We start from the raw sequence: 22,661 nt of genomic DNA, 5'->3' as shown, positions 1-22,661 counted from the left end.
CCCAACCCCGGTGGACCCAACCCCGGTGGACCCGACCCGGGTTGAGGGAGGGCGAGACCCGGGTTGGGCGCCCCGACCCGGGTTCGCTTTCCGCTTTCAGCGGTCGGCGACCCAACCTGGGTGCGGTCGGCGGTCCGACCCAACCCGCGTGGGTAGCCTCGAACCTGGGTGCGGTCGGGGCGGGGCGACCCAACCTGGGTGCGGTCGGCGGTCCGACCCAACCCGCGTGGGTAGCCTCGAACCTGGGTGCGGTCGGGGCGGGGCGACCCAACCTACCCAACCCGGGTGAGCGGTCCGGGTGAGCGGTCCGACCCAACCCGGGTGGGTAGCCCCGGGGGGTAGCCCCGAGCCCGGGTCGGCGGTCTGCGGTCCGGCAGCCCGGAGCTGGCAGCCAGCATGCCCGCCGGATCCGCTCCGGCTCAGTCGACCGAAGGCACGGTGGCGTCGACCCGGGTTGGGAGCCCGCGCGCGCCTGCCGGCGCGCGGAACGCTGCGCCCGACAGCTCCCGCCGCATGCAGGTGGCCGCCTCGTCGTAGCGGGGGTCGGACGCACTCCCGATGATCGTCGGCACCACGATATAGCCCTCGGCGTCGACGTTGAACTCCACCCGGATGGCGTCAGGCGGCAGCAGGCTCCCGCCCGGGCCGCGGCAGCGCTGCACGAGGTCCCAGTAGAGCTGCGCCCGCGCCGCCTTCTCGATCGCCGGGCTCGACATGTTGGCCTGCACCATGGGCGCGCCGATCTCGACGCGCGAGCGGGGGGCAGGGGTGGGGGCGGGCGCCGGCTCCGGCGGGAGCGCGGAATGCGCCGGGAGGCCGGTGCTCGTGCCGATCTTCGCGACGCTCACGCCATCGGCCGGCCTGGGGGCGGCCTCCCGCGCGGCGGCGAGGATCTCTGCGAGCGCATCCGGCTCGACGGACCCCACCGCCGGCGCGCTGTCCGTCCGGAGGCGGGCGCCGCGGTCGTCCAGCGACGCGGCGGCACCGCGCGCCCAGGGGGTGAGCGCGCCGGCGTCGGCCCCCGCCGGCGGCGCGGGCGGCGGGCGCTCGCAGGCCGCGAGCAGCGGGAGCAGGACCACGAGCGCGGTGCGCACGAGGAGAGCGTCGATCGAATGCGCGTCGCGCGCAACGGCGTCGGCAGTGTACCGTGGCATCGCACGTCGATGCGCGCGCTCCTCGCGATCCTGCGGATCGGTCTTCGCTCGCTGCGCGAGGAGGGCGTGTCGCCCACGTCGTCGTCCTCGGGAGGCCTGCGCGGCGGCTCTTCCAGCGCCGCCGCGCGCCTCGCCCTCGTCGTGGCGCTGTCGTCGCTCGCGGGCGCGCTGTCCGGCCTGCTCCCGGCGATCGCCGGCGTGGCCCTCGGCGCCGTCTCCGGGCGCGAGGCGCCGCCCTCGGGCGGCATCGGCGGCGCGCTCGCCCGGCTGCTCGCCGGCGCACCGCCGGCGGCCGTGGTCCTCGCGGCGCTCGGCGCCACGCTCGTGTCCGCCTCCCTGGCGGTGCTCTCGGGCCGGAAGAGCTCGGAGCTAAGCGGCGATCTCACCGCCGCGCTCCGCGTCGCGCTCTTCCGGGCGGCGCTCTCCGCCTCGCCCCGCGACGTGGACGCCGCCGGGCGCGCGCTCATCGCGGCGCAGGCGGCGGGGCCCGCGCCGCGGCCGCCGAGCGCCGGGCCCGCGCCGCCCGTCCGGGGCGCGGAGGTCGTGCGGCTCGCGATCGCGCGGGACGCCGGCCTCGTCGCCGATTTCGCGATCGCCGTCGCGACCGGCTTGCCCCAGGCGCTCGCGACGCTCGCGGTCCTGGCCGGGTCGCTGGTCTCGAGCGGCATGGCCCTCGTCCTCGCGGGCGGCGCGGCGCTGTTCGCGGCCTCGCGCCTCGCGGCGGACCGGGCCTCGGGCCGCGTGGCGCGCGCGATGCGGGAGGTGCAGCACGCCGACACGGCCGTCTTCGGCGCGGTGGGCGAGGCGCTTTCGGGAGCGGAGGACCTCCGCCTGCTCGGCGCGCGCGCCCAGGCCGAGGGAGAGCTCGCCGTGGCCGCGCGCCGGGTCGCGGACGCGCGCCGCCGCTTCGGCCAGGCGCTCGCCGTCTCCGGCCAGATCAAGGGCACGCTCGCGGCGCTCTCGCCGCTCGTCATCGTCGCCGCGCTCGCGGCCTCTCGCGGGGTCGCCGGCGCGGGCGAGGTCGGAGAGCTCCTGCTCGTGGTGCCGCTGCTGATGGCGCGCCTCGAGGCGCTCGACGCCCTCCGCGCCGGCTTCATCGAGCGCGCCCCCCTGCTGCGCGCGACGCTCGCGCTGCTGCGCCTGCCCGAGCACCCGCCGCGCCCCTCCGGCGGCCTCGCGGTGCAGCTGGACGGCGAGGCGAGGCGCCCCCTGTCGATCGCCTTCGAGGGGGTCACGTTCACGCCGCCGGGCGCGAGCCGCCCCGTCCTCGACGGCGTGTCGCTCTCGATCCCCGCCGGAGCGGTGGTCGGCGTCTGCGGTCGCTCCGGCAGCGGCAAGTCGATGCTCCTGCGCCTGCTCCTGCGCCTCGACGAGCCGTCGTCGGGCGCGATCGCCGTGGGTGGCGTGGATCTGCGGCAGATCCCGCCCGAGGAGCTCCCGCGGCTGTTCGGGGTGGTGGGGCAATCGGCGCGGCTGTTCGAGCGGAGCATCGCGGACAACCTGGCGCTCGGCCTCGAGCCCGCGCCCACGGAGGAGCGCATGCGCGAGGCGCTCCTCCGGGTGGAGCTCGACGAACTCGCTGGCGCGCCGCCGGCGGAGGGCGAGGCGCGGCCCGCGCGCGGCCTCGCAACGGAGGTGCGCGCCTCACCGCCGAGCCTGTCGGGCGGTGAGGCGCGGCGGCTGCTGCTCGCGCGGGTGCTGCTGCGCGAGCCGCGGGTCTTCGTGCTGGACGAGCCGGAGGCGGGCCTGCCGGGCGCCACCGCCGAGGCGGTCCTCCGCACGGCGTGCGAGGTCGCCGCCGGGCGCACGGCCATCGTCGTGACCCACGCGCCGCACCTCCTCAGGTCGACGTTCAACGTGCTGCTCGACGGCGGTCGGGTCGCGGCGGTGGGCACGCACGAATCCCTCCGCGAGAGCTCGCCGCTCTATCGGTCGCTTCTGGCCGAGGCGCTGCAGCGATCCTCGAGGTCGGCGGCGGGCTGACGAAGACGCGCGCGCGGTCCCCCCGCTCGCGCGGAGCTCACGGATCGCAGGGACCGCCTGCCCGCGCGGCCTGGCGGGCGAGGTGCTCGGCGTCGACGGCGCGGCCCGCCTCTTCGGGCACGTCCGCCGAGATGCCCAGCGGGCGGCCCGCGAGCCCCCGCGCGAGCCAGACGAGGATGGATACGGCCCCCCAGGCGAGCGCGAAGGCGACGCCCGCGTCGACGATCGCGCGGTAGGGCGGGGGCATCTGCCGCACGAGCAGGATGAGCGCCACGATGCCCGCGACGAGCGCCCACGTCGCGATCAGCCGGCGGCGCGTCGCGTGGAGGAGCGCCATGCAGTAGAGCGGCGCCAGCGCCACGTGGAGGGGCCGCCCGTGCTCGGCGAGGTGGAGCGCGCGCGCGACGACCCGCGGCGAGAAGCGCTGCTGAAAGCCGCGGTACCCCTCGAAGTAGGCGATCGTGACCGTCCAGGCCGCGAGCAGGACGAGCTGTCCCGTCGTGAGCGTGTACCCCGTCAGGATGCGCGCCGCCGTCGCGCCGAGACGACAGATGGCCTCGACCAGGACGGCCACGACGCCAAGGACACCCCACAGGACGACGGCAAGGCGTCGCCGCCCCTCGCGGACGGGCGGGCTCATCGCGCCCGCGCCGAATCGACGGGCCTCGCGGCCGTGGATCGCGCTCGAACGGCCGCGCGCGCGGACCAACGCTTCGGAGGGGGCGCCGGACAGCCGAATCGCCGCATGTCGCTGCATGCTAGGAGAGGAGCTCGGCACGTCAACCGGTTCCCACGGGTGTCATGGCGGTTCGCTCCGGCGCGGTCCGGCGGTAGCATCGGCGGTCCATGCCGCTCGCCGACCGCTCCGCGCCGGGTGTCCCGCCCGCCCCGGCGCGGGCCCTCCCGCCCCACCCGCACGCGCTGCGCTCGCCGCTCGCGCCCTTCACGGCGCGCCTCCGCGACCTGCTCTCGACCGTCGAGTCGGCGGCGCTCCTCGGCGCGGTGGAGGCGCGGGTGCGCGGGCTCGGGGAGCACCTGCGCTTCGCGTGCCTCGCGATGCCGTGCTCGGAGGCGCTCGTCGCGCTCGAGATGGAAACGCTCGGGCGGCTCACGGTCCCCGTCGTCGCTGACGCGGTCGGCTTCCGCGCCCCGGGCGCGGAGCTGCCGCCGAGCGGCACCCCGTTCGCGTACCTGCTCGGTGGCGGCGGCGGGCACGCGGTGGAGCTGTCCGACGGCGATCCGATGATCGCGCCGCTCCGGCCGCTCCTGGCCGCCGCGCCGGCGTCCGCGATCTTCGTGCCCATCCGCGTCGGCGCGGCGACCGTGGGCGGCGCCGCGCTGTTCTCGCACGAGGCGCCCCTCGGCGGGCGGGAGCTCGACCTGGCCGAGCGGCTGGCCGAGGTCCTCGCGCTCACCGTGGAGTCGTTCCGCACCGAGCGCGTCGTCTTCGAGCTCTTCGCGCGCGCGATGCCCGACCTGCTCGCGCAGGCGCCGGGCCAGCCGGCGGCGGGGCCGGGCGGGCGCGCAGCGTCGAGCGCGGAACCTCCCATGCCGGAAGGGGCGGCCCCGCCGCCGACCTCGCTCCGCGCCGCGCTGGAGCGGCACATCCACGCGCTGCGCCTCACGCCCGAGTACCGCCGCCGCCTGGAGCTCGCCGCGGTGGTGGGCAGGCTCGCCGAGCGCGGCGAGGCGGAGGCCCGCCTGGCCCTCGACCTCCTCGCGCGGATCGACGCCTACGCGAGCGGCGCGAGCGGCGCGGGCGATGCAGGGGAGCCGGCCTCCGCGGGGGAGGGGAGCTCCGCGTGACCACGGCTTCTCCGGCAGGACCGGGCAGCGAGCTCCACGGCGCGCCACGCCCGGGCGCGCGAAGCGGCGCCGGCGTGCGCGTCGCGCTGATCGACTCCGGCGTCGATGCCTCGCACCCCGCGCTGCGCGCAGCGGCGCTGCGGCACGTCGCCCTGGTCCAGCGCGGCGCTGGCGGTGGCGCGCACGGGGTCGCGCCGTGCGCTCCGGGAGATCTCAGCGGGCACGGGACGGCGTGCGCGGGCATCGTCCACCGCATGGCGCCCGCGGCCGAGATCACGAGCGTTCGTGCGCTCGGTGACGACGGGCGGTGCTCGCGTGACGGGCTCGTCGCCGCGCTGCGCTTCTGCGTCCGCGAGCGATTTTCTGTGGTCAACCTGAGCCTCGGCATCGACATCCCGAAGAACGCGCCGCTCCGCCCGGGCGACTACCGCTCGCTGGTCGAGCTCTACGAGGTCGCGGACGCCGCCTACACCGCGGAGGTCGTGCTCGTGGCCGCCGGCCCGAACGCGGCGGCGTTCCGCACCTATCCAGGGCGCTTCAAGTCGCTGATCGGCGTCGGCAGAGGGGCCTTCCAGGATCCGGAGGCGCTCCGGAGCGAGCTCACGCTCGATCACGAGATCCTCGCGCCCGGCGACGACGTGCTCGCGCCCGCGCCCGGCGGCGGCGAGCGGCGCTGGACCGGTACGTCGTTCGCGGCGCCCCACGTGACCGCGCACGTCGCGCGCATCCGCGCCGCGTGGCCGGAGCTCTCGATCGAGGCGGTGAAGGCGGCGTTGCACGGGCTCGCGCGCGGGGCGCGCGGCGACGGGGTGGAGGCGCGCGGTGCTCCCGCTTGATCCGATCGACAGCGTGTCGCCGCTGTCGCGGCTGCTGCGGAGCGCGCCGGGCGCAGAGGTCCGCGCCGAGCTCGATCGCGTCGAGGCGCTCCTCGGTGCCGGCCGCGATCCTGCGGCGGCGGTGCTTGACGGCGGGCCGCTCGTCGCGGCGGCGCTCGGCTTTGGGCGCGGCGCGCTCGCGTTGCGTGAGGGAGCGCTGGACGCCGCCGTGCTGCACCTCGAGGGCGCTGCCGCGGCGTTCGACCGAGGAGGGGCCGCCGAGGCGCGGGACCTCGCGCGGTGCGAGGCGGCGCTCGCTCGCTTGCGCCGCGACGCACGATCGGCCTGTGCGTCCGCCATCGAGGAGCTCGACGCCATCGCGGCCGCAGGCGATCCCGGACGCCGCGCCGCGGTCGTCGCCGCCCATTACCGCGGTACGGCCGAGCGGCTCCTCGGCGACGCGGCGGCTGCGCAGCGCACGCTGCTGTCGGCGCTGCGCCGCTCGGAGCCGTTCCTCGGCGAGCGCGCGCAGATCCTGAACTCGCTCGGCACGCTCTACGTGACCCTCGGCGCGCACGGCGCGGCCGAGGCGCTGCTCGAGCACGCGGCCGAGCTCCACCGCCGCCGGGGCGACGCCGTGGGCGAGGCGATCGCCTGCGGCCAGCTCGGCGCGGCGGCGCTCGGCCTCGGCGCCCTGGAGCGCGCCCGAGCCCCGCTCCAGCGACAGGAGTGGCTGTGCGCGCGCCTCGGCGACGCGTTCGGCCGGGCGCGCGCACTCACGTTCCTCTCCGAGCTTGCGCTCGAGCTCGGCCGCGCCGACGACGCCCTCGCGCTCGCGATCTCCGCCCGCGACGTTGCCGAGCACGCCGCGCCGCCACTCCGAACCTGGGTCGCTTACGCTTCGAGGGCGATCGGGCGCGCGCGGCGGGATCTCGGCGATCCGGGCGCGGCGGCGGCGCTGGATGAGGCGGGCGCGCTCTTCCGCGCGCTCGGCCTTTCGCTTGGCGAGGCGCTCGCCGCCTGGGATCGCGCCTCGACCGAGGCGCTCGCGCTCGCGGAGCCAGCGGACTGGTTCTCCGCCGCCTGGTCGCTCGGCTCCCTGGGTCTGTCCTCGCGGGTGGCGCAGCTCCTCCGGGAGCGTCTGGAAATTAAGGAAGCCGCGCCGCTCCAGGAGAAGGGAGGGCCAACGTCGGACGGCGAGGCCCGCGAGCGGGCGCTTGCCGCGGCGGCGCAGACCTCGCCTCACGTGGCGATGCAGCGCGAGGTCGAGCTTGTTTACGATCGTCCCGACCACCTTGCCGCGATCGCCGCTCGCAGGACGGCGGCTCAGCGCAACCTCGGTCGGCTCGCGGCGTTGACGCTCGCCCGGCCGGGGCTCATCGTCGCCGCGATCGCGGCATTGCCCCTCGGTGCCCGTGGCCGCGCGCTCCCCCCCGAGCGCGCGATGGCGGTCTGCGTGGCCGACCTGCCCGGCCTCGCGGTATGGATCTGGCCGGCGGCTGCCACACCGGCCACCATCGGCAACGATCTCGCCGTGCTGCGCGCGACGCTGGGCGAGCCGCTGCGCGCAGCGCTGGCGTTCGCGCCGGCAGGGCGCGTGCTGTGTCCCCCGTTCGCGGGAGACACTGGCGCGGAGCTCGATGCGGTCGAGCTCGTTGGTCTGATAGCGTTGCCCGTCGTGCTCGCGCCGGGCGAGCTTCGCCTAGATCCGCGGCTCGGCTGGGACGGCGACGCTCGCGCGAGCGTGGAGGCACTGGGATTCGTCGTCACGAACAACCCGTGCCACCCAGGTTGACCCGCGAGCCGCGCGCGCTACCTCACCCAGGTTGTCCCTGCCCTTTTACCCTCGACGAAGTACCTACATCGTGAGCACAGCATCGGCCATGTTGGCGCCGTGAAACGTGCACATCCACCACGTCCCTGCCGGGAATACCACGCTGCGCACGCCGGCTCGCCACCGCTCGAGCGCCGCGCGGTACAAGGCGCGAAACCCGCGTGCAGCGGCACGAGCCGAGCGCCACGCGTCACCCTGCTTGGGGCCGACAGCAAACGTCGGATTGCCAGCGCGCGGCGCCTCGAGGCTCGTGATGCGCTCATGGGGCGAGACCTTGCCGGCTTGTTCGGCGCCGAGGAAGCGGCCCCCTCGCTGCTTCACCTCCGCTTGCGCCTGCAATTCTTGCCTCTCGAGCTCGGCGGCGATGGCCTGGCGAAAGTCCTCCGCGCTGTCTTGCTCGATGGTCGGCGGCAGCGTGATTGACAGCGTTGCTTCCTCCGGCCACTGTGGATTTTGGGGGTCGAAGTATGCGGCGGGACGCGCCGCGCACAACACGCCCCTGCCGATCTCGCCCACCTTCACCTTGGCGCCCGGCCACTCATGCGCATGCGGGACGAGTCCAGCGGCCACAGGGTTTGCGAGGACATAGGCGATCTTCTCCACGACGGCTGCGCGTGTCAGCAGCCGCACCACGCTCGTGGCCTCATGATCCCATACCGGCCCTTCCCACGCACGGAGCACCTTCGTGCCGAGCGCGACGATGCGATGGAAGAACTGCAGGAAGCGCGGCAGAACGCCGTTCACGTCGGTCACGACGAGGTGCAGGTGCGTCGACATCGCGCAATGCGCATGGACCTTGATGCCGTAGCGGCGGGTCGAGACCGCGAGGGCGTAGACCAAGAGCTGAGTGATGGCTGCGTCGGGGCGGAAGAGGAGATGTCGGCGCAGGACGCGACGGGTGATCAGGTAGGTTACGCCGGGCGCGATCTGGCGGGGCTGGCTCATGGTCGGGCAGAATTCCAAGAGCCGTGCCGGCGATCGTGGTGAACGATTTCAAGTGCTTACCAAGTCCTTACCGATGCCTGCAGGTGGCGGCGCCATGGCGGACCGTGCTCCGTCACCCCGTGGGTCGGGCCAACCTGGGTGGGTCGACCTGGCTCGGGTCAACCTGGTTCGATCTGGCTCGGGTCAACCTGGTTCGATCTGGCTCGGGTCAACCTGGTTGGGTCAGGTCAACCTGGTTGGGTCGCGCCCGCGCGGATCGCCTTGCTGAGCCAGGAGCGCAGCCAGCGATGGCCCGGATCGTCGTGCACACGCTCGTGCCAGACCGCCGAAGATCGGTCCACGCCGAGCTCGACGGGGGGCCGGGCCGCGCGTAGGCCAAAGGGCGTCGACACCGCCGCGACCGTCGCTGGACACGTCACCACGAGGTCCGAGGCCGCGATCAGGAAAGGCACCGTCACGAAGTGCTGGACCTGCGCGACGATCCGCCGCCGCCGCCCACGAGCTTCCAGCGCGCGATCGACGAGGCTGCCCGGCATGCCGTGCGGAGCGACCAGCACGTGCCCGAGCTCCAGGTAGCGCTCCAGGGTCAGCCGCCGTGACGCTGCGGGGTGGTCCCTGCGCATCAGCGTCACGAATCCCTCCTCCGGCAAGCGCAGCTGTCGTGACGACGGGGGCACGAGGAACTCCGGGACGAACGCCAGATCCGCCGTTCCCCGCTCGAGCCGCCTCACGAAGTCCGCATCGGCGCGGTCGACCTGCACCGTGATGTACGGTGCCTCGCGCGCCAGCATGGGCAAGAGCCGCGGCAACGCAACCGCCTCCAGCAGGTCGTTGCCGAGCAGCACGAAACGGCGCTCGGACGTCGCTGGGTCGAACGGCGCGCCGGCCTGGACCGCCGCCCGCAAGCTCGCGAGCGCCTGAGCCAGCGGGTCGGCGAGCGCCTCGGCGCGCGGCGTGAGGGCCAGCAGCGGCCGCCCCGGAGCGAGCAGCGCATCGCCGAAGAACTCGCGCAACCGCCCGAGCCGCTGGCTCGCAGCCGACTGCGTGATGCCGAGCCGCTTCGCCGCGCGCGTCACGTGCCGCTCGCGCAGCAGCACGTCAAGCGCGAGCAGGAGATTCAGGTCGTCGGGGAGTGCCTCGATCATTAGACACACTAATATATCATATTAGAGAGATGTCTTTTACTAATCGTCAGAACCGCCTCAGTCTCTGCGCATGGCCGTCGCTCGCGGAGCCCGGTCAAACGTCCTCTGGAGGATGGAGCGCATCATGGAGAGGAAATTCAAGGTCTCGCGGCGGCGCCTGCTGGAAGGCGTCGCGACGCTCGCCGTGGCGGCGGGAGCGGGCTGGTACGCTGCCGGCCGGGGTGTGTTCGACGCTCGGACGGGCGAGCCGTTCGCCCCTTGGACCGCGTTCCGCTGGCAGCGCGGCGGCGAGCTCGCCGAGCTCGTGCGCGCGGCGGTGCTCGCGGCGAGCCCGCACAACACGCAACCCTGGCTGTTCGAGGTCCACCCGGATCGCATCGACGTGTTCTCGGACAGGTCTCGATCGCTCGGCACCATGGATCCGTTCCTGCGCGAGATGCACATCGGGCTCGGTTGCGCGATAGAGAACCTGGCGCTCGCGGCGGGTTCGATGGGATGGGCCCCCCGCGTTGAGCTCGAAGCCGGCCCTCTGCCGGGCTCCGACCCGGAGGGATCTCGCGCTCTCGAGCGCACGGCGCCGCGGGCGATCCGGGTGGCGAGCGTCCGTATCGAGCCAGGCGCAGCGGCGTCCCCGCTCGCGGAGGTCATCGCACGGCGACACACGAACCGCGGCCCTTACCAGGCGCAGCGTGTGCCTGGTTCGGCGCTCCAGGAGCTCTCGCGCCTGAGCGAAGCGGGCTCCGATGGTGAGGTCGTCTGGCTGGAGCACCCCGATCAGCGCGAGAGCTTCGCCGCTCACACGCTGCGGGCCACCGAGACCATCGTCCGCGACGCGGCGATGGTGCGGGACAGCGACGCGTGGTTCCGGCTGGCGCCGGAGGCGGTGCCGAGCCATAGAGACGGGCTGACCCTCGATGTGATGGGGCTCGGTCCGCTGCTCACCGCGGCGGTCAAGCTGCTGCCGCGTCCGTCGGCGGAACAGATGCACGACGACTGGCTCCGCGTCACCCGCGAGGTCCACCTCGCCGGCGATCCCGGCGTCGGCGTCATCGCGGTCCGCGACCGCTACGACCTGGGCGCGACGCTCCGCGCCGGGCGCCTGTGGCAACGCATGCATCTCTGGGCGACCGCGCGCGGCATCGCGATGCACCCGCTGAACCAGGTGCCAGAGGTCATCGACCGGGAGCGTATGCTCGGACGAGCGCCGGCGATGGAGCGCTCGTTCGCCGAGGCGCTGGGTCTAGGCGACCGGCAGCTCACCTTCGCGTTCCGGCTGGGCTTTCCGGAGCGAGAGGGCGTGTGCGGCCCGCGCCGCGCAGCGGAGGAGGTGATCCGCGCCGCGTGAGCGCCGCGCCCCGGCTGGCGTGCTGACCGAGCGCGGCGAACCCTGGACGTCGAGGAACGACCGTCACAGCACGGCGATGCCCTGGGCGCCGCCGCCGGGCGTCAATCCACCCGCCTCCCCGCGCGGGATCAGGTCGCCGTCGCGGCTCACCTGGAATCGGGAGGTCGCCGCCCGAGTCGACCACGTCGAGCAGCGTCAGGCCGTGCGGGCCGACGCGGAACATCGACACCTCGCTGCTGCCCGCGTTCACGGCAAACAGGAGCTTCCCGTCCTCGCTGAGGACGAGCGAGCTCTGGGATCCGAGCGCGTTGATCGGCCGGGTCGGCGCGCGGAGCCCTCCGGTTGCGTACGTGCCGGCGTACGAGAGCGAGCCGTCCGACGCCCGGTCATACGCCATCACGGAGTTGCCGTCTCCGGCGTTGGTCATGACGACGATCTGGCCGCGCCGGTGGACGCCGCTGCCGTGCGCCATGGCGTCGCCGGGCGCGCCCGCCGCCAAGAGACCGAAGCTCAGGGCCGTGATGCTCATCGTGCTGCGAAACATGAGAAAGCTTCTGGGCAATGGCGCCGTGAACTCAGCGGCGCGGGCTTGTCGGTGCGTCGATCGTCGAGGCGCATCTCCGTCGTGACGACGGGCACGGCGCGCCCCGAGCTCGCGGGCGCGCGGCTCTGCGCGCTCCGCCGGGCGGGTTCATCCGCTGCTACGCGGAAGCCCCTCCGCGGTTTCGCTGCCGTCGACCGGTCCGCTCCGGCGCACCTCAGCCCTTCACCCGGGCGCCGATCCGCCTGCGAAGCCAAAGCCACCCCAACCTGGGTCGGGTAGCCACCCCAACCTGGGTCGGGTCGTCCCGGGTCGGGTCGACCCCGGGGTCGCCTGCCGCCTGCCGCCTGCCTGCCGCGCCAACCTGGGTCGGGTCGCCCCCTCCCTGCCCCAACCTGGGTCGGGTCGCTCCACGCTCTGCTTCTTGCGTACCTGAGCAACCGTTCGCCGGGCGCCACGGCACCCCCGCCCTCGGCGGCCCGGATCCAGCGCGAGGTGCCGCGGAAACCACGCTTCTCCCACGGCGATGACGCGTGGCATCGCCGATGCTTCGGACGCGATCGCGAAAGTCCATCCACTCTCCAACGGGAGTTGAACCATGTCCGTCTCGAACGCCCCGCTCACTGGAACCCCCGAAGCTCGCCGGCCCGCCCGCGGCTGCGAGCCCGACGCAGGCGCCAGTGTTCGGGACGAGTTCCTCACGCTCGCGTCGCACGAGCTCCTGACGCCGCTGACCTCGCTCAGCTTGCAGGTGCAGCGGATGAAGCGGCTGAGCGAGCAACGGGCGGAGGACCGGTCAACGTGGGTCGCCTCGCTCGAGGTCGTCGGCCGGCAGGTCAACCGCCTCACCCGGCTCTGCGATGACATGCTCCAGGCGATCCGGCTCCGATCGTGCCCGCTCGATCCCGAGCGCGAGGCCGTCGATCTCGGGGCGCTCGTCCGGGAGGTGATCGCCGGGCTCCCGGTGGAGCTCCGCTCCCCGTCCTCCACGATCTCCATCGACGCGCCGGACGGCATCGTCGGCCGCTGGGACCGCGAGCAGATGGGACGCCTCGTGTTCCATCTCGTCAAGAACGCCATCCAGTTCGGCGCGGGCCGTCCGATATCCATCGAGGTGAAGGCCTGTCCCGGCGGAGCGGAGCTCCTCGTCCGCGATCGAGGCGCGGGCATCGCGGAGGAGGACCAGGCCCGCATCTTCAGGTGCTTCGAGCGCGCGGGCGGCGTTGCGCACTTCGGTGGCCTCGGGCTCGGGCTCTACATCGCGCGCGAGATCGTGCGCGCTCACGGCGGAACCATCGGCGTGGAGAGCTCGCCGGGCTGCGGCTCGACCTTCATGGTCGAGCTCCCCCTCGATCCCGAGCCCGCCAGTCGCGCCGCCATCTCGCGCGCCCCCTGACACCGTCGCTCCCTGCGACGCCCGCCCACACGCCTTCGCCCTCCCCATCCCCTCGTCGAGCGCCCGCCCACACCGCGAGGCGCCGCACATCCCCCACCATCGACGCGAGCTCGCCGGTCGCGCGCGGCGCGCCCGACGCCCGACGCCACGCGAGGTCCGCCGCGCGAGGCAGCGCAGGCGTGCGCCCTCCCTGGCACGCACTCCATTGCTCGATCGTGCAGCGGTCCGCGCGCTCATCCCCGCTCGCGCGACCAGCGCGCCGATATCCCCGTGAATCTGCGTGGGTGCGGCCGGCACGAGGTGTGCTCTGGTTCACGTGAGAGCTGGGGCCAGATAGGCAATCCGCGTTCGGCGAATGCGCGAGCGAAGCGGCGCCGATCGATGGGGCGTCGTCGTGGCGCCCGCGTCGCAGGGAGAACCATGAAGATCGAAGCGACCGGCGACCTCATCCGCATTGTGCTCGGCAAAGATCACCTATCCATCGTCTCGGAGGCTGCGAAGAACACCGAGGCTCACGGCGTTCGTCATCCCACGAGCGTGCGACCCGCCGACCTCGCGGAGCTCGGCGGGGAGAGGAAGGCTTGCGGCCGCGCCGCCGCCTACCTCCGCGCGAGCGTCCACGCCAAGCCCGGCTGTCTGCGGCCCGCCCTCAGCGTCTGCCCTGCCCTGGCGCCGGTCGCCCTCTTGCCGATGCACGCCCTCGGCGTGCGCGTGATCGACGAGACGCCTCGCTGGGGGCTCTCGTTCGATGTCGTCGGGCGGATGCGCGGCTGGCAGGCCGTCTGCGAGGCGACCACCGGGCGCTTCCTGTTCTATGAAACGACCGCAGGAAGGGCAGAGCGGCCAGCCAGCGTGGCCGGCCGCTCCCCGGCCGCGCGCTACGGCTCCCTGGGAGGCGCGTACCCGAGCCGCTTGATGCCGAGCGCCTTGAGCTTGTACACGAGCGTGCGCAGCGGCATGCCCAGCGCGCGCGCCGCCTCCGTCTGGTTCCCGCTCGCCTTGCGGAGCGCCTCGACGATCAGCTCGGCCTCGCAGCGCTGCAGCCGCGTCTTCAGGTAGTCCCCGCCCGGGGGCGCGGCGGTGAGCTCTCCGACCTGGTACGGCAGCTCCCCCTCCGCCGCCGGCTCGGACGAGGGCGCCGCCCGGGCGCGCTCCGGCAGATCCTCCTCGGCGATCCACTCGCCCTCGGCGATGACCACGGCCCGCTCGATCGCGTTCCGCAGCTCCCGCGCGTTCCCCGGCCAGGAGTACGCCCGGAGCCGCGCGAGCGACTCGGCGTCGAAGCCGCGGATCGACCGGCCGTTCGCCTGGTTCGCCTGGTCGAGGAAGCGCAGCGCGAGCGGCTCGATGTCCTCCGGGCGCGCCCGGAGCGGCGGGATCGTCATCGTCATCGTGTTCAGGCGGTAGAACAGATCGCTGCGGAACGCGCCGGACGCGCACATCGCCTCGACGTCGCGGTGGGTCGCCGCGACGACGCGCGCGTCGACGTCGATCGGCTTGTTCGAGCCGACGCGGGTCACCTGCCGCGTCTCGAGGACGCGCAGGAGCGCGGCCTGCACCGCGGCCGGCAGCTCGCCGATCTCGTCGAGGAAGACCGTCCCGCCGTCCGCCGCCTCGAACACCCCTCGCTGCTGCTGCCACGCGCCGGTGAACGCGCCGCGCTCGTGGCCGAAGAGCGTGCTCTCGACGAGCTGCTGCGGGATCGCCCCGCAGTTGACGCACACCATCGGCTTGCCGCTCCGCGGGCCGCTGTCGTGGATCGCCCGCGCCACGACCTCCTTGCCCGTCCCCGTCTCGCCCAGCAAGAGGACCGGGATCGACGAGCGCGAGACCCGCTTGACGATCTCGAAGACGCGGCGCATCGCGGAGCTCACGACGACCGGCTCGAAATTGCAGGTGCCCGGGTTGCTCTTCCAGGTCCCGCCCGGCGCCGAGCGCACCGGCTGCTCCACCGTCGCGCTGCGCACGGCGCTCCAGCACCGATCGAGCAGCTCCTCCGCCACGGTCCCCGCGTCGGGGAACGTCGCGAACCCCGCGAGCACGACGGGCGACCCGCCCCCGGGCGGCGCGGCGAGCGCGCGCGCCACGTCGAGCGCCACCTCCGTCCCGGCCTCGAGCAGCAGCGCCGCCACCACGTCCGAGCTGTAGAGCGCGATCCGGTCCACGGGGCGCAGCAGCGCCCGCACGCGCGGGAACAGGTGGCTCACGTGGGCGCCGGGCTGGCGGGCGACCCGGGCCATCACGACGGCGAAGCTCCGCCCGAAGTACCGCGCGCGCTTCACCTCCTCCTCGAGGGCGACGCGGAGCTGCTCGTGGCTCATCAGCCCTGGCAGCTCGTCCTCGGCCGCCGTGATCGAGCGGACGGCGACCACCACCTTGCCGAGGATCACCTCCTCGCCCGGCTTCACCTCGCCTCGCGTGATGCGCTCGCCGCCGAGCCACGTGCCGTTGGTCGAGCGCAGATCCTCGATGACGACCTTGTCGCCGGACTGGGTGAAGCGGGCGTGCTCGCGCGAGAGGCTGACGTCGCCGATCTGGACCTGCGACGGCGGCGCCCGGCCGATCACGACCGGCGCGCCCGGGCTCAGCACGGCGCGCTCGGCGCCGTCGCGGTGGTAGACGAGCAGGGCGACGCGCCGATCGTCCTGCCTCACACCCTGGATCGCATCGATGAAGCTGCTGGACAGCGGCGTTGTCTCCGGGCCGATGTCCGTCTCGCGAATGACTGCCACGCTGCTCACCCCCTTCTCACGTGACCTCGCCCCCCGGGCTCGCGGCGGCGCGTCGCGCGCGCTCCCGCGGCGTGCGCCGGCGAGCCCGCTCGCCCGCGCTCCAGGCAGGCGCTCGCTGACGCTGAATTGCGCACCAGCACGGGCGTCTCCGGCGGGCGGCGACGCACCAGCTTGTCCATCAGGGTCCGGTGTTCATGAAGCGCATCCCACGCACCCCGCGCCTCCAACGCGTCCAATGCACCCGGCGCACCTTGCAATTCAAGCACCACCTGGGCGTCGAGCTCGCTGGTGACAAGGAGACGGTGTTCCTGATCGGCGAGCGTGAGCGCACCATGCTCCGCGGCCGTGTCGTTCACCTCCTGGGGCCGCTCCTCGACGGCCGGCGGACGGCGGACGAGCTCGTCGCCGCGCTCGACGGCGAGGCCTCCGCGGCCGAGGTCCGCTACGCCCTGAGGCGGCTGGAGGAGCGCGGCCATGTCCTTGAGACCGCGCCATCTCCCGAGGCTGCGGGCTCCTGGCAGGCGCCGGGGGCGGACGCCGCGCAAGCGCCTCGCCTTCGGGCCGGGGCGCCTCTACGACGTTCCGGTCTGCCTTAGATGGCTCGATCGGACGAACCGGGAAGAGGACCTGAACCCTGTGCCGCTGGTCGTCTGATTCCGTTCCGTCTGCCAGAGATCCGGAGAGAGAAATTTTAACGCAAAGGCGCAAAGGCGCAAAGGCGCAAAAGAAAGAATCAATGTTTTTGTCTTTGCGTCTTTGCGTCTTTGCGCCTTTGCGTTGAAATCTCTCTGTGGATCCCTCGCAGGATCTCTGGCCCGCGGCGCCAGGCCAGGTCCGGGGGATTCGGCAGCAGCAGAAGCAGAAGAGGAGAACTCCCGTGCGCGACGGCTATCGCATCCTCGACGCGGATCGTCACGTGATCGAGCCGCTCGATCTGTGGAAGGCCCACCTCGAGCCGGAGCTCCGCGTTCACGCGCCGTACCTCGCGTACGCTGGCGAGGGCGAGCCCCTGGCCGACCGCGTGGCGCACCTCGGGCCGGAGGGGCTGCTCCGGCTCCCCCCGCAGCCGATGGTGGATGGCCGGCCGGTCCATCACCGCATGAGCGCGCGGACCTGGCGCGCGATCGCCGCCGCCGGCCGCCGGCGGCTCGGGCCGCTCGCGCCGCTCGGGCCCCTCGAGCAGCCGCGCGCGCAGCTCGACGACATGGATCGCGAGGGCATCGACGTGGCGTTCCTCTACCCGACGCTCGCGCTGGCGCTCCTCGGCATGACCCCGCTGGATCCCGCCCTGGCGAGCGCGCTCGCCAGGGCGTACAATACCTGGTTACGGGGCTTCTGCGATCACGACCCCTCGCGCCTCCGGGGCGTGGCCCTGATGAGCCCGCACGATCCGGCGCAGATGGTGCCCGAGCTCGCGCGCGCGGCCGCGCTCGGCTTCCGCGCCGTCGTGCTCCGGCCGAACCCCGTCGCGGGGCGGACGCTGGGCGACCCTGCGTATGAGGCGTTCTGGGCCGAGTGCGAGCGGCGCTCGATCGCTGTCGCCATCCACGAGGGCACCCACGCCTCCTTGCCGGCGGCCGGCGCCGATCGCTTCCGCACCCGCTTCGCCCTGCACGCCTGCTCGCACCCGATGGAGCAGATGATGGCCTTGCTCGCGCTGATCGAGGGCGGCGTGCTCGAGCGCCACCCCGGCCTGCGGGTGGCCTTCCTCGAGGCCGGCTGCGGGTGGCTGCCCTACTGGCTCTGGCGCCTCGACGAGATCGAGTACCGGGGCCTCGCCGAGGAGGTCGCGCCGCACGTCCGCCGCGAGCCGTCCGCGTACTTCCGCCGCCAGTGCTTCGTCGAGATCGAGCCGGACGAGCCGTGCCTCGAGCAGGCGATCCCATGGCTCGGCGAGGACAGGGCGATCTTCGGGACGGACTTCCCCCACATCGATCACGACGCAGGCATGGTGGAGCGGGCGCTCGCGCTCCGCCGCAGGCTCCCCGGCGAGGGCCTCCGCAAGATCCTCTGGGACAACGCCGCCAGCTTCTACGGCATCGACGGATGACTCAGCAGATGACGCCGACCGACCCGGGGTCACTCGCGAGCTCGGCCAGCGCGACGGGCTGATCGTCCAGCTCCGGCGGCGGTGGGACATAGAGGGTGATGGCGCCCGCCGACGGGTCCCAGCCCTTGCGCTGCTCGCAGAAGCGCAGCGCGTCGCCGCCCGGCGAGCCTGGCTCCCGCGCCTCGCGGATGGTGAGGTCGATCCCCGGCGGCAGCCGGTAGCCGCAGCAGGCCATCAAGAAGCCCCGTGGGTCGCTCTTCAACCGATCGAGCTGCGTCGGGTCTTCCCAGCAGATCGCGACGGCGCGCAACCACGCTCCCTCCAGCTCCAGGAGGCCTTCCACCATCGCGCCTCGCTCGCTCGGGGGGCGCGCCTCCTCGTCGAGATGCGCGGGATCGCTGTCGGCGTTCGGCATCCTGGACATGTATTTGGATGACTGATGGGAAAACATGGCACCCTCTACTTGCCGGCGCCGCAGGTGCTGGCATGGGATATGAGGCTCATGGAACCGGCGCTGCGCGCCGTCGAGCCCTGCGCGCATCCACTACAGACAAATGCACACGCGATGAGAGCGACCCAGGCGGCGCCGAGGCAGATCAATCGGTCATCTCCTGGAGCAGCGCTCGCGCCTCGGCAAAATCGGGAAGATCGGCGCACTCCACGGGCCAGTCGGTGATCTCCCCGAGCAGGCGGCGCGCCTCGTCGCGCCGGCCCTGCTGCGCGAGCATCGGGCAGAGCGCCAGCGTCGAGCGCAGCTCGAACGTTCGCGCGCCTTGCTCGCGCGCGACGGCGATCGATCGCCGCAAGCACCGCTCGCTCTCCTGCTCGGCGTCGGCGCCGGAGGCGCGGAGAGACAGCGCCTTCAGGCGGTAGAGCTCCGGGAGGTAGTACACGTCCCCCGACTCCTCGGCGAGCAGAAGGCAGCTCGCGAGCTGCTCGATCGCGGCCTCGTGTCGTCCGCGCTTGGCCTCGAGCTCCGCCACGAGCGAGAGCCAGTACGGCAGGCCTGTCTTCTGGCCGGCGTCCCGGATCACCTCGACGTGCTGCCTCAGCTGCTCGAGATCGCCCTGCGCCCAGCAGCGCAGGGCCCAGCAGTGCACCTTGAACCAGAGCTGATGATGCTCTGTCAGCTGCAGCACGGAGTCGGTCACCGCGGCGACCTGCGCCCGTTCGCGGGCATAGTGGTAGACGCCGGCCAGGTGGAGCAGCGCCATCCCGAGGCTGCTCAGGTGATCGAGCTCGCGCGCCCACGCCACCGCGGCCTGCCCGTGGGCGAGGGCCTGGGCTGGACAGCCCATCAGGTAGAGCACCACCGCGAGCGTGTACTGGCCCCAGACCTTGACATCGACGCCGTAGAAGAAGGCCTGCTCCCGATGTGCCTGAGGGTCGTAGAGCGCGATGCCGCCGTCGAGTTGCTCGCGGGCCTCGGAGAGCTTTCCTTCAAAGAACGAGCACTGTCCCAGCAGCACCATCGACGAGACCAGCTGCGCGGTGTCCTGCAACCGCCTGGCCAGGTCGAGCCACCGCTCTGCGATCGCCCGCGCCTCAGGGCGATGGTTCCGCATGTGGTGGTACCAGAACATCGCCCACAGCGTCGGCGGGGTCATCGAGCTCTCCCCGAGCTCGTCGCTCAGCTCCTCACAGCGGTGGACCGCCGCCTCGAGCTCCTTCGGCATGTACCCGCGCCGGCCGATGAGCGCCAGGATCAGCAGGCTGTTCAGGCGCAGCTCCGCCAGCGCGCGCTCCCGCGCGTCCGCAATGCCTGACAGCCAGCCGAGCGCCTGCGTCACGTGGACGATCGCCTCGGTGTCGTCGGCGTTCGCGGGCCGCTTCAGCGCGCGCTCCGCCGCGATCTCCGCGTACGCGATCGCCCGCTCCAGCTGCTCGGCCCCCGCGTGGTGGTGCGCGAGCAGCTGGGGCCGCGCCGCGACGATCTCGGGGAAGCGCGCCTCGAGCGTCCGGGCGATGATCGCGTGCACCTTCCGCCGGCTCCGCTTCGAGAGCGACTCGTAGGCCGCGTCCCGGATGAGCACGTGCTTGAACTGGTACGTCGGGTTGTTCAGCCGCCGCTTCCTGTGGATGAGATCCGCGGCCATCAGCCGCTCGAGGTCCTCCTGGACCTGCTCCCCGTCGAGCGAGGACACGGCGCAGAGCACCTCCTGGCAGAACTCCCGGCCGAGCGCCGCGGCGATGCGGGCCGTCTCCTTGGCCCTGCCGAGCCGGTCGAGGCGCGCCACCAGGAGGCCCCGCAGCGTCGTGGGGATCGCGAGCGCCGAGAGCGGCTCGGCGAGGCGGTAGTGGTCCCCCTCCTCCACGAGCGCCCCGGACTCGAGCACCATCCGCGTCAGCTCCTCGACGTAGAGCGGGACGCCGTCGGTCCGGTCGACCACCTGCGAGAGCACGGGCCCAGGCAGGGCGCGGCCGCCGGCGAGGCGCGCCACCAGGTGCTCGACGTCCGACCGATCCAGGCGGCTCAGCTGGATCTGGAGCATGCTCGACATCGACCAGGGCGGCGAGAACTCGGGCCGCGCGGTGAAGACCGCCATCAGCCGCGCCGAGGGCACGTCGGCGATCATCACGCCCAGCCACTCGAGGGTCGTCGGATCGGCCCACTGCAGGTCCTCGACCAGGAACAGGACGGGCTGCTCCTCGGCCATGTCGAAGAGCATCGTCACGAGCACGTTGAGCGTCCGCTCCTTCTGCCGCGGCGGCGGGTCCAGCGGGGCGGCGTAGCGCCCGTCCAGCGGGATCGACAGCAGCGCCGCCAGCAGCGGCGCCGTCTCCGGAAGGTCGAAGCCGCGGCGCGAGAGGAGCGCCTCGAGCCGGGCGAGCCGGCGCCCCGGCGCGTCGTCCCGGCCCGTCTCGATCAACCGCTCCAGGAGCTCGATCAACGGGTAGAGCGCGCTGCTCCGCTGATCGGGCACGCAGCGGCACTCCAGGCAGCTGTGCCGCTCGCCGCGGAGCCGCCGGACGAGCTCCCCGGTGAGGCGCGACTTGCCGATCCCGGGGCCGCCGGTGACGAGGATGCTCTGCCCGATGCCCTGCCGGACCTGGCCCCAGCGCTGGAGCAGGAGATCGAGCTCCTGGCTCCTCCCGATCAGCGGCTCGGTGTCGCGGCCGGCGATGTCCTGGTCCTGGGCCGGGGGAGGGATCTCCTGCCCCATGCGGTAGCTCGCGAGCGGGCGCGCGACGGACGAGAGATCGGGCGGCGCCATCGGCTCGAGCGCGAACCGGCTCCGGAGGAGCCTGAAGGTCTCGCCGCTGACCACGACCGTGCCCGGCGCCGCGGCCGCGCTCAGCCGGGCCGCGATCTGCGGTGTCGTCCCGAGGTGCTGTGTGTACCGATGGAGCTGGCCGGCGACCACGAGGCCGGTGTGGAGCCCGATCCGGACCTCGAGCGCCACGCCCCGCGCCGCCGTGAGCTGCGCGCTGCGCGCCTCCACGTCCGCCACGACCTCCAGCGCCGCGCGGGCGGCGCGCCGGGCGTCATCCTCCTGCGCGGAGGGATAGCCGAAGTGCAAGAGGACCTGATCCCCCAGCGCGCCGGCGAAGCGCCCCCGGTGGCGGCGGGCGATCTCGGCGCAGGCGTCCTGTTGCTCGTCGAGCAGATCGTCGATCTCCTCGACGTCGGTGGTCTTCAGCCCCGGGCCCGAGGCCGTGAAGGTGCAGCAGACGACGGTGAGGGGCCGCCGCTCGCCGTCGGGTCGCTCCAGCGCCTGTCCCTCTGGCTCCGGCGGGGCCGGCGCGTCCACGCGCCGGGGCGTGGCCGGAGACGGCATCGTCTCGGCCGCCGCGTGGTCGCTCGGCAGCGAGCGGGGCTCCCGCGAGGGCGCGTCGAGCGGCGCCGTCTCGCTCGCGACGCGGCGCCACGGGCTCGCATCCTCCGTGCCTCGGGTCGGGGCCGGCGGCGAGCGCGGCGCTCGCGCGGGATCGACGAGGTCCTCGCGGCTCAGCGCGTCCACGTCGCAGGCCTCGAGCTCGCGCAGCAGGCTCGAGGCCGTGACGACGCGCGCGGCCATGTCCTTGAGGGTCGCGCGCCGGAGCAGGGCGCCGAGCGGGTGCCCGAGCAGCGCCGGGGGGATCGGGATCGGCTCGGGGCTGGCCTGCCGGAAGAGCACCTCTTGCAGCGACCTGCCGGTGATCGACGGCCTGCCGGTGAGGCACTCGAGGAAGACGAGCCCCCAGGCGTACAGGTCCGAACGCACGCTCACCGGCTGTCCGAGGAGCTGCTCCGGCGCCGCGTAGGCGGGCGTGCAGAGGATCTCGTTGCTCGGGGTGAGCTTGGGATCCACGCCCTCCATGGCCCCGGCGATGAGCGCGCCGATGCCGAAGTCGAGCACCAGCGCGTTTCGCCGCGCGCCGGTCGAGACGATCATGATGTTGCTGGGCTTGAGGTCGCGGTGGACGACATGCTGCCCGTGGGCGCAGCCGAGGGCGTCGAGGACCTGGAGCATCAGGTACCGCGCCTCGCGCGGATCGAGGGCGATCTCTTCGGCCAGCACCTCCGCCAGGTTCTGGCCGGGCACGAACTCGAAGATGGTGTAGAGGGTGCCGTCGTCCGTCTGTCCGGCGTCGATGAGCCGGACGATGTTGGGGTGGTGGAGCTGCGCGCAGAACCGCGCCTCCTGGTGGAAGCGGGCGCAGCGCCGCGCGACGTCGGCGGACTTGCTGCCCCGGATCGGGTGCATGACCTTGATGGCCACCGGCTGTCCGGTGGCGAGCTGACGCCCCTTGTAGACGTCGGCGAAGCCGCTCTCGCGCAGCGCGGAGACGATCTCGTAGCGCTCCTGGAACACGGCGCCCGAGGCGATGGCGCTGCGGCTCATCCCATCTCCCTCCGCCGGGCGGCCCGGCGCGACCGGGGGAGCGGGCGTGATCCGGGGAGGGCGGCGCGCTGCGCCGGCCGGCCCGCCTC

The 22,661-nt window shown here is 73.5% G+C and carries 16 protein-coding genes; 8 read left to right on the top strand and 8 right to left on the bottom strand.

Going from position 1 to position 22,661, the window contains the following annotated elements:
- Positions 1–419 precede the first annotated feature (419 nt).
- Entirely contained in the window at positions 420–1,094 is a 675-nt protein-coding gene (locus WMF27_RS25755) for a hypothetical protein (RefSeq protein ID WP_437766232.1), read from the bottom strand.
- Between the two features lie 69 nt (positions 1,095–1,163).
- On the opposite strand from WMF27_RS25755, the gene WMF27_RS25750 reads away from it, so the two are divergent.
- A complete protein-coding gene (locus tag WMF27_RS25750) occupies positions 1,164–3,137 on the top strand; it encodes an ATP-binding cassette domain-containing protein (protein ID WP_437766233.1) in 1,974 nt (657 codons plus the stop codon).
- A gap of 37 nt (positions 3,138–3,174) precedes the next feature.
- Here the strand turns inward: WMF27_RS25750 and WMF27_RS25745 are convergent, their stop codons facing one another.
- The gene (locus WMF27_RS25745) at positions 3,175–3,777 is read right to left on the bottom strand and encodes a hypothetical protein (RefSeq protein WP_437766234.1); all 603 of its coding nucleotides are present in this window, start codon (positions 3,775–3,777) and stop codon (positions 3,175–3,177) included.
- A gap of 206 nt (positions 3,778–3,983) precedes the next feature.
- Here WMF27_RS25745 and WMF27_RS25740 point away from each other — a divergent pair, with 206 nt between their 5' ends.
- Genes WMF27_RS25740 through WMF27_RS25730 form a run of 3 tightly spaced genes read left to right on the top strand, consistent with a single transcriptional unit; the run spans position 3,984 to position 7,553 of the window.
- The gene (locus WMF27_RS25740) at positions 3,984–4,943 is read left to right on the top strand and encodes a hypothetical protein (protein WP_437766235.1); all 960 of its coding nucleotides are present in this window, start codon (positions 3,984–3,986) and stop codon (positions 4,941–4,943) included.
- A complete protein-coding gene (locus WMF27_RS25735) occupies positions 4,940–5,779 on the top strand; it encodes a S8 family peptidase (RefSeq protein ID WP_437766236.1) in 840 nt (279 codons plus the stop codon). Before WMF27_RS25740 ends, WMF27_RS25735 begins: the two co-directional genes overlap by 4 nt.
- Positions 5,766–7,553: a hypothetical protein gene (locus WMF27_RS25730; protein ID WP_437766237.1), complete on the top strand. Its 1,788-nt coding sequence runs from the start codon at positions 5,766–5,768 to the stop codon at positions 7,551–7,553. The genes WMF27_RS25735 and WMF27_RS25730 overlap by 14 nt, the downstream gene beginning before the upstream one ends.
- 63 nt (positions 7,554–7,616) lie before the next feature.
- On the opposite strand, the gene WMF27_RS25725 is transcribed toward WMF27_RS25730, so the two are convergent.
- Positions 7,617–8,537, bottom strand: a complete 921-nt coding sequence (locus WMF27_RS25725) for a transposase (RefSeq protein ID WP_437766238.1) — start codon at positions 8,535–8,537, stop codon at positions 7,617–7,619.
- A 227-nt stretch (positions 8,538–8,764) separates the two neighbouring features.
- The gene (locus WMF27_RS25720) at positions 8,765–9,682 is read right to left on the bottom strand and encodes a LysR family transcriptional regulator (protein ID WP_437766239.1); all 918 of its coding nucleotides are present in this window, start codon (positions 9,680–9,682) and stop codon (positions 8,765–8,767) included.
- 124 nt (positions 9,683–9,806) lie between these two features.
- Here WMF27_RS25720 and WMF27_RS25715 point away from each other — a divergent pair, with 124 nt between their 5' ends.
- Positions 9,807–11,027, top strand: coding sequence for an Acg family FMN-binding oxidoreductase (locus tag WMF27_RS25715; RefSeq protein ID WP_437766240.1), 1,221 nt, complete (start codon positions 9,807–9,809; stop codon positions 11,025–11,027).
- On the opposite strand, the gene WMF27_RS25710 is transcribed toward WMF27_RS25715, so the two are convergent.
- On the bottom strand, positions 10,939–11,556 hold the full coding sequence (locus WMF27_RS25710) for a hypothetical protein (RefSeq protein WP_437943045.1): 618 nt from the start codon (positions 11,554–11,556) through the stop codon (positions 10,939–10,941). The genes WMF27_RS25715 and WMF27_RS25710 overlap by 89 nt on opposite strands.
- Before the next feature lie 610 nt (positions 11,557–12,166).
- Between WMF27_RS25710 and WMF27_RS25705 the strand changes: the two genes are divergently transcribed.
- On the top strand, positions 12,167–12,964 hold the full coding sequence (locus WMF27_RS25705; protein ID WP_437943044.1) for a sensor histidine kinase: 798 nt from the start codon (positions 12,167–12,169) through the stop codon (positions 12,962–12,964).
- A gap of 878 nt (positions 12,965–13,842) precedes the next feature.
- Here WMF27_RS25705 and WMF27_RS25700 read toward each other — a convergent pair.
- Positions 13,843–15,696, bottom strand: a complete 1,854-nt coding sequence (locus WMF27_RS25700; protein ID WP_437766243.1) for a sigma 54-interacting transcriptional regulator — start codon at positions 15,694–15,696, stop codon at positions 13,843–13,845.
- Between the two features lie 194 nt (positions 15,697–15,890).
- Here WMF27_RS25700 and WMF27_RS25695 point away from each other — a divergent pair, with 194 nt between their 5' ends.
- Positions 15,891–16,292 carry a hypothetical protein gene (locus WMF27_RS25695; RefSeq protein WP_437766244.1) on the top strand — a complete coding sequence of 134 codons (402 nt, stop codon included), beginning with the start codon at positions 15,891–15,893 and terminating at the stop codon, positions 16,290–16,292.
- 281 nt (positions 16,293–16,573) lie between these two features.
- Complete coding sequence (locus WMF27_RS25690) at positions 16,574–17,746, top strand: amidohydrolase family protein (RefSeq protein ID WP_437943043.1); 1,173 nt, start codon at positions 16,574–16,576, stop codon at positions 17,744–17,746.
- Between the two features lies 1 nt (position 17,747).
- On the opposite strand, the gene WMF27_RS25685 is transcribed toward WMF27_RS25690, so the two are convergent.
- Positions 17,748–18,197 (bottom strand): BMA_0021/BMA_0022 family TOMM bacteriocin, encoded by a 450-nt coding sequence (locus WMF27_RS25685; protein ID WP_437943042.1) that lies wholly within the window; start codon positions 18,195–18,197, stop codon positions 17,748–17,750.
- 145 nt (positions 18,198–18,342) lie between these two features.
- Positions 18,343–22,572 (bottom strand): TOMM system kinase/cyclase fusion protein, encoded by a 4,230-nt coding sequence (locus WMF27_RS25680; RefSeq protein ID WP_437943041.1) that lies wholly within the window; start codon positions 22,570–22,572, stop codon positions 18,343–18,345.
- Positions 22,573–22,661 lie beyond the last annotated feature (89 nt).

Origin of the sequence: Sorangium sp. So ce281, from assembly GCF_051527395.1 — a bacterium.
Classification (GTDB): Bacteria; Myxococcota_A; Polyangia; order Polyangiales; family Polyangiaceae; genus Sorangium; species Sorangium cellulosum_B.
The sequence above is the reverse complement of the archived record's forward strand: the minus strand, read 5'-3'. Positions and strand labels throughout refer to the sequence as shown.

Coding starts and splice junctions, on each gene's coding strand:
- WMF27_RS25740 (WP_437766235.1), top strand. CDS start 3,984: ATGCCGCTCGCCGACCGCTCCGCGCCGGGTGTCCCGCCCGCCCCGGCG.
- WMF27_RS25710 (WP_437943045.1), bottom strand. CDS start 11,556: ATGAGCATCACGGCCCTGAGCTTCGGTCTCTTGGCGGCGGGCGCGCCC.
- WMF27_RS25695 (WP_437766244.1), top strand. CDS start 15,891: ATGAAGCGCATCCCACGCACCCCGCGCCTCCAACGCGTCCAATGCACC.
- WMF27_RS25745 (WP_437766234.1), bottom strand. CDS start 3,777: ATGAGCCCGCCCGTCCGCGAGGGGCGGCGACGCCTTGCCGTCGTCCTG.
- WMF27_RS25680 (WP_437943041.1), bottom strand. CDS start 22,572: ATGAGCCGCAGCGCCATCGCCTCGGGCGCCGTGTTCCAGGAGCGCTAC.
- WMF27_RS25685 (WP_437943042.1), bottom strand. CDS start 18,197: ATGTTTTCCCATCAGTCATCCAAATACATGTCCAGGATGCCGAACGCC.
- WMF27_RS25705 (WP_437943044.1), top strand. CDS start 12,167: ATGTCCGTCTCGAACGCCCCGCTCACTGGAACCCCCGAAGCTCGCCGG.
- WMF27_RS25720 (WP_437766239.1), bottom strand. CDS start 9,682: ATGATCGAGGCACTCCCCGACGACCTGAATCTCCTGCTCGCGCTTGAC.
- WMF27_RS25715 (WP_437766240.1), top strand. CDS start 9,807: ATGGAGAGGAAATTCAAGGTCTCGCGGCGGCGCCTGCTGGAAGGCGTC.
- WMF27_RS25725 (WP_437766238.1), bottom strand. CDS start 8,537: ATGAGCCAGCCCCGCCAGATCGCGCCCGGCGTAACCTACCTGATCACC.
- WMF27_RS25750 (WP_437766233.1), top strand. CDS start 1,164: ATGCGCGCGCTCCTCGCGATCCTGCGGATCGGTCTTCGCTCGCTGCGC.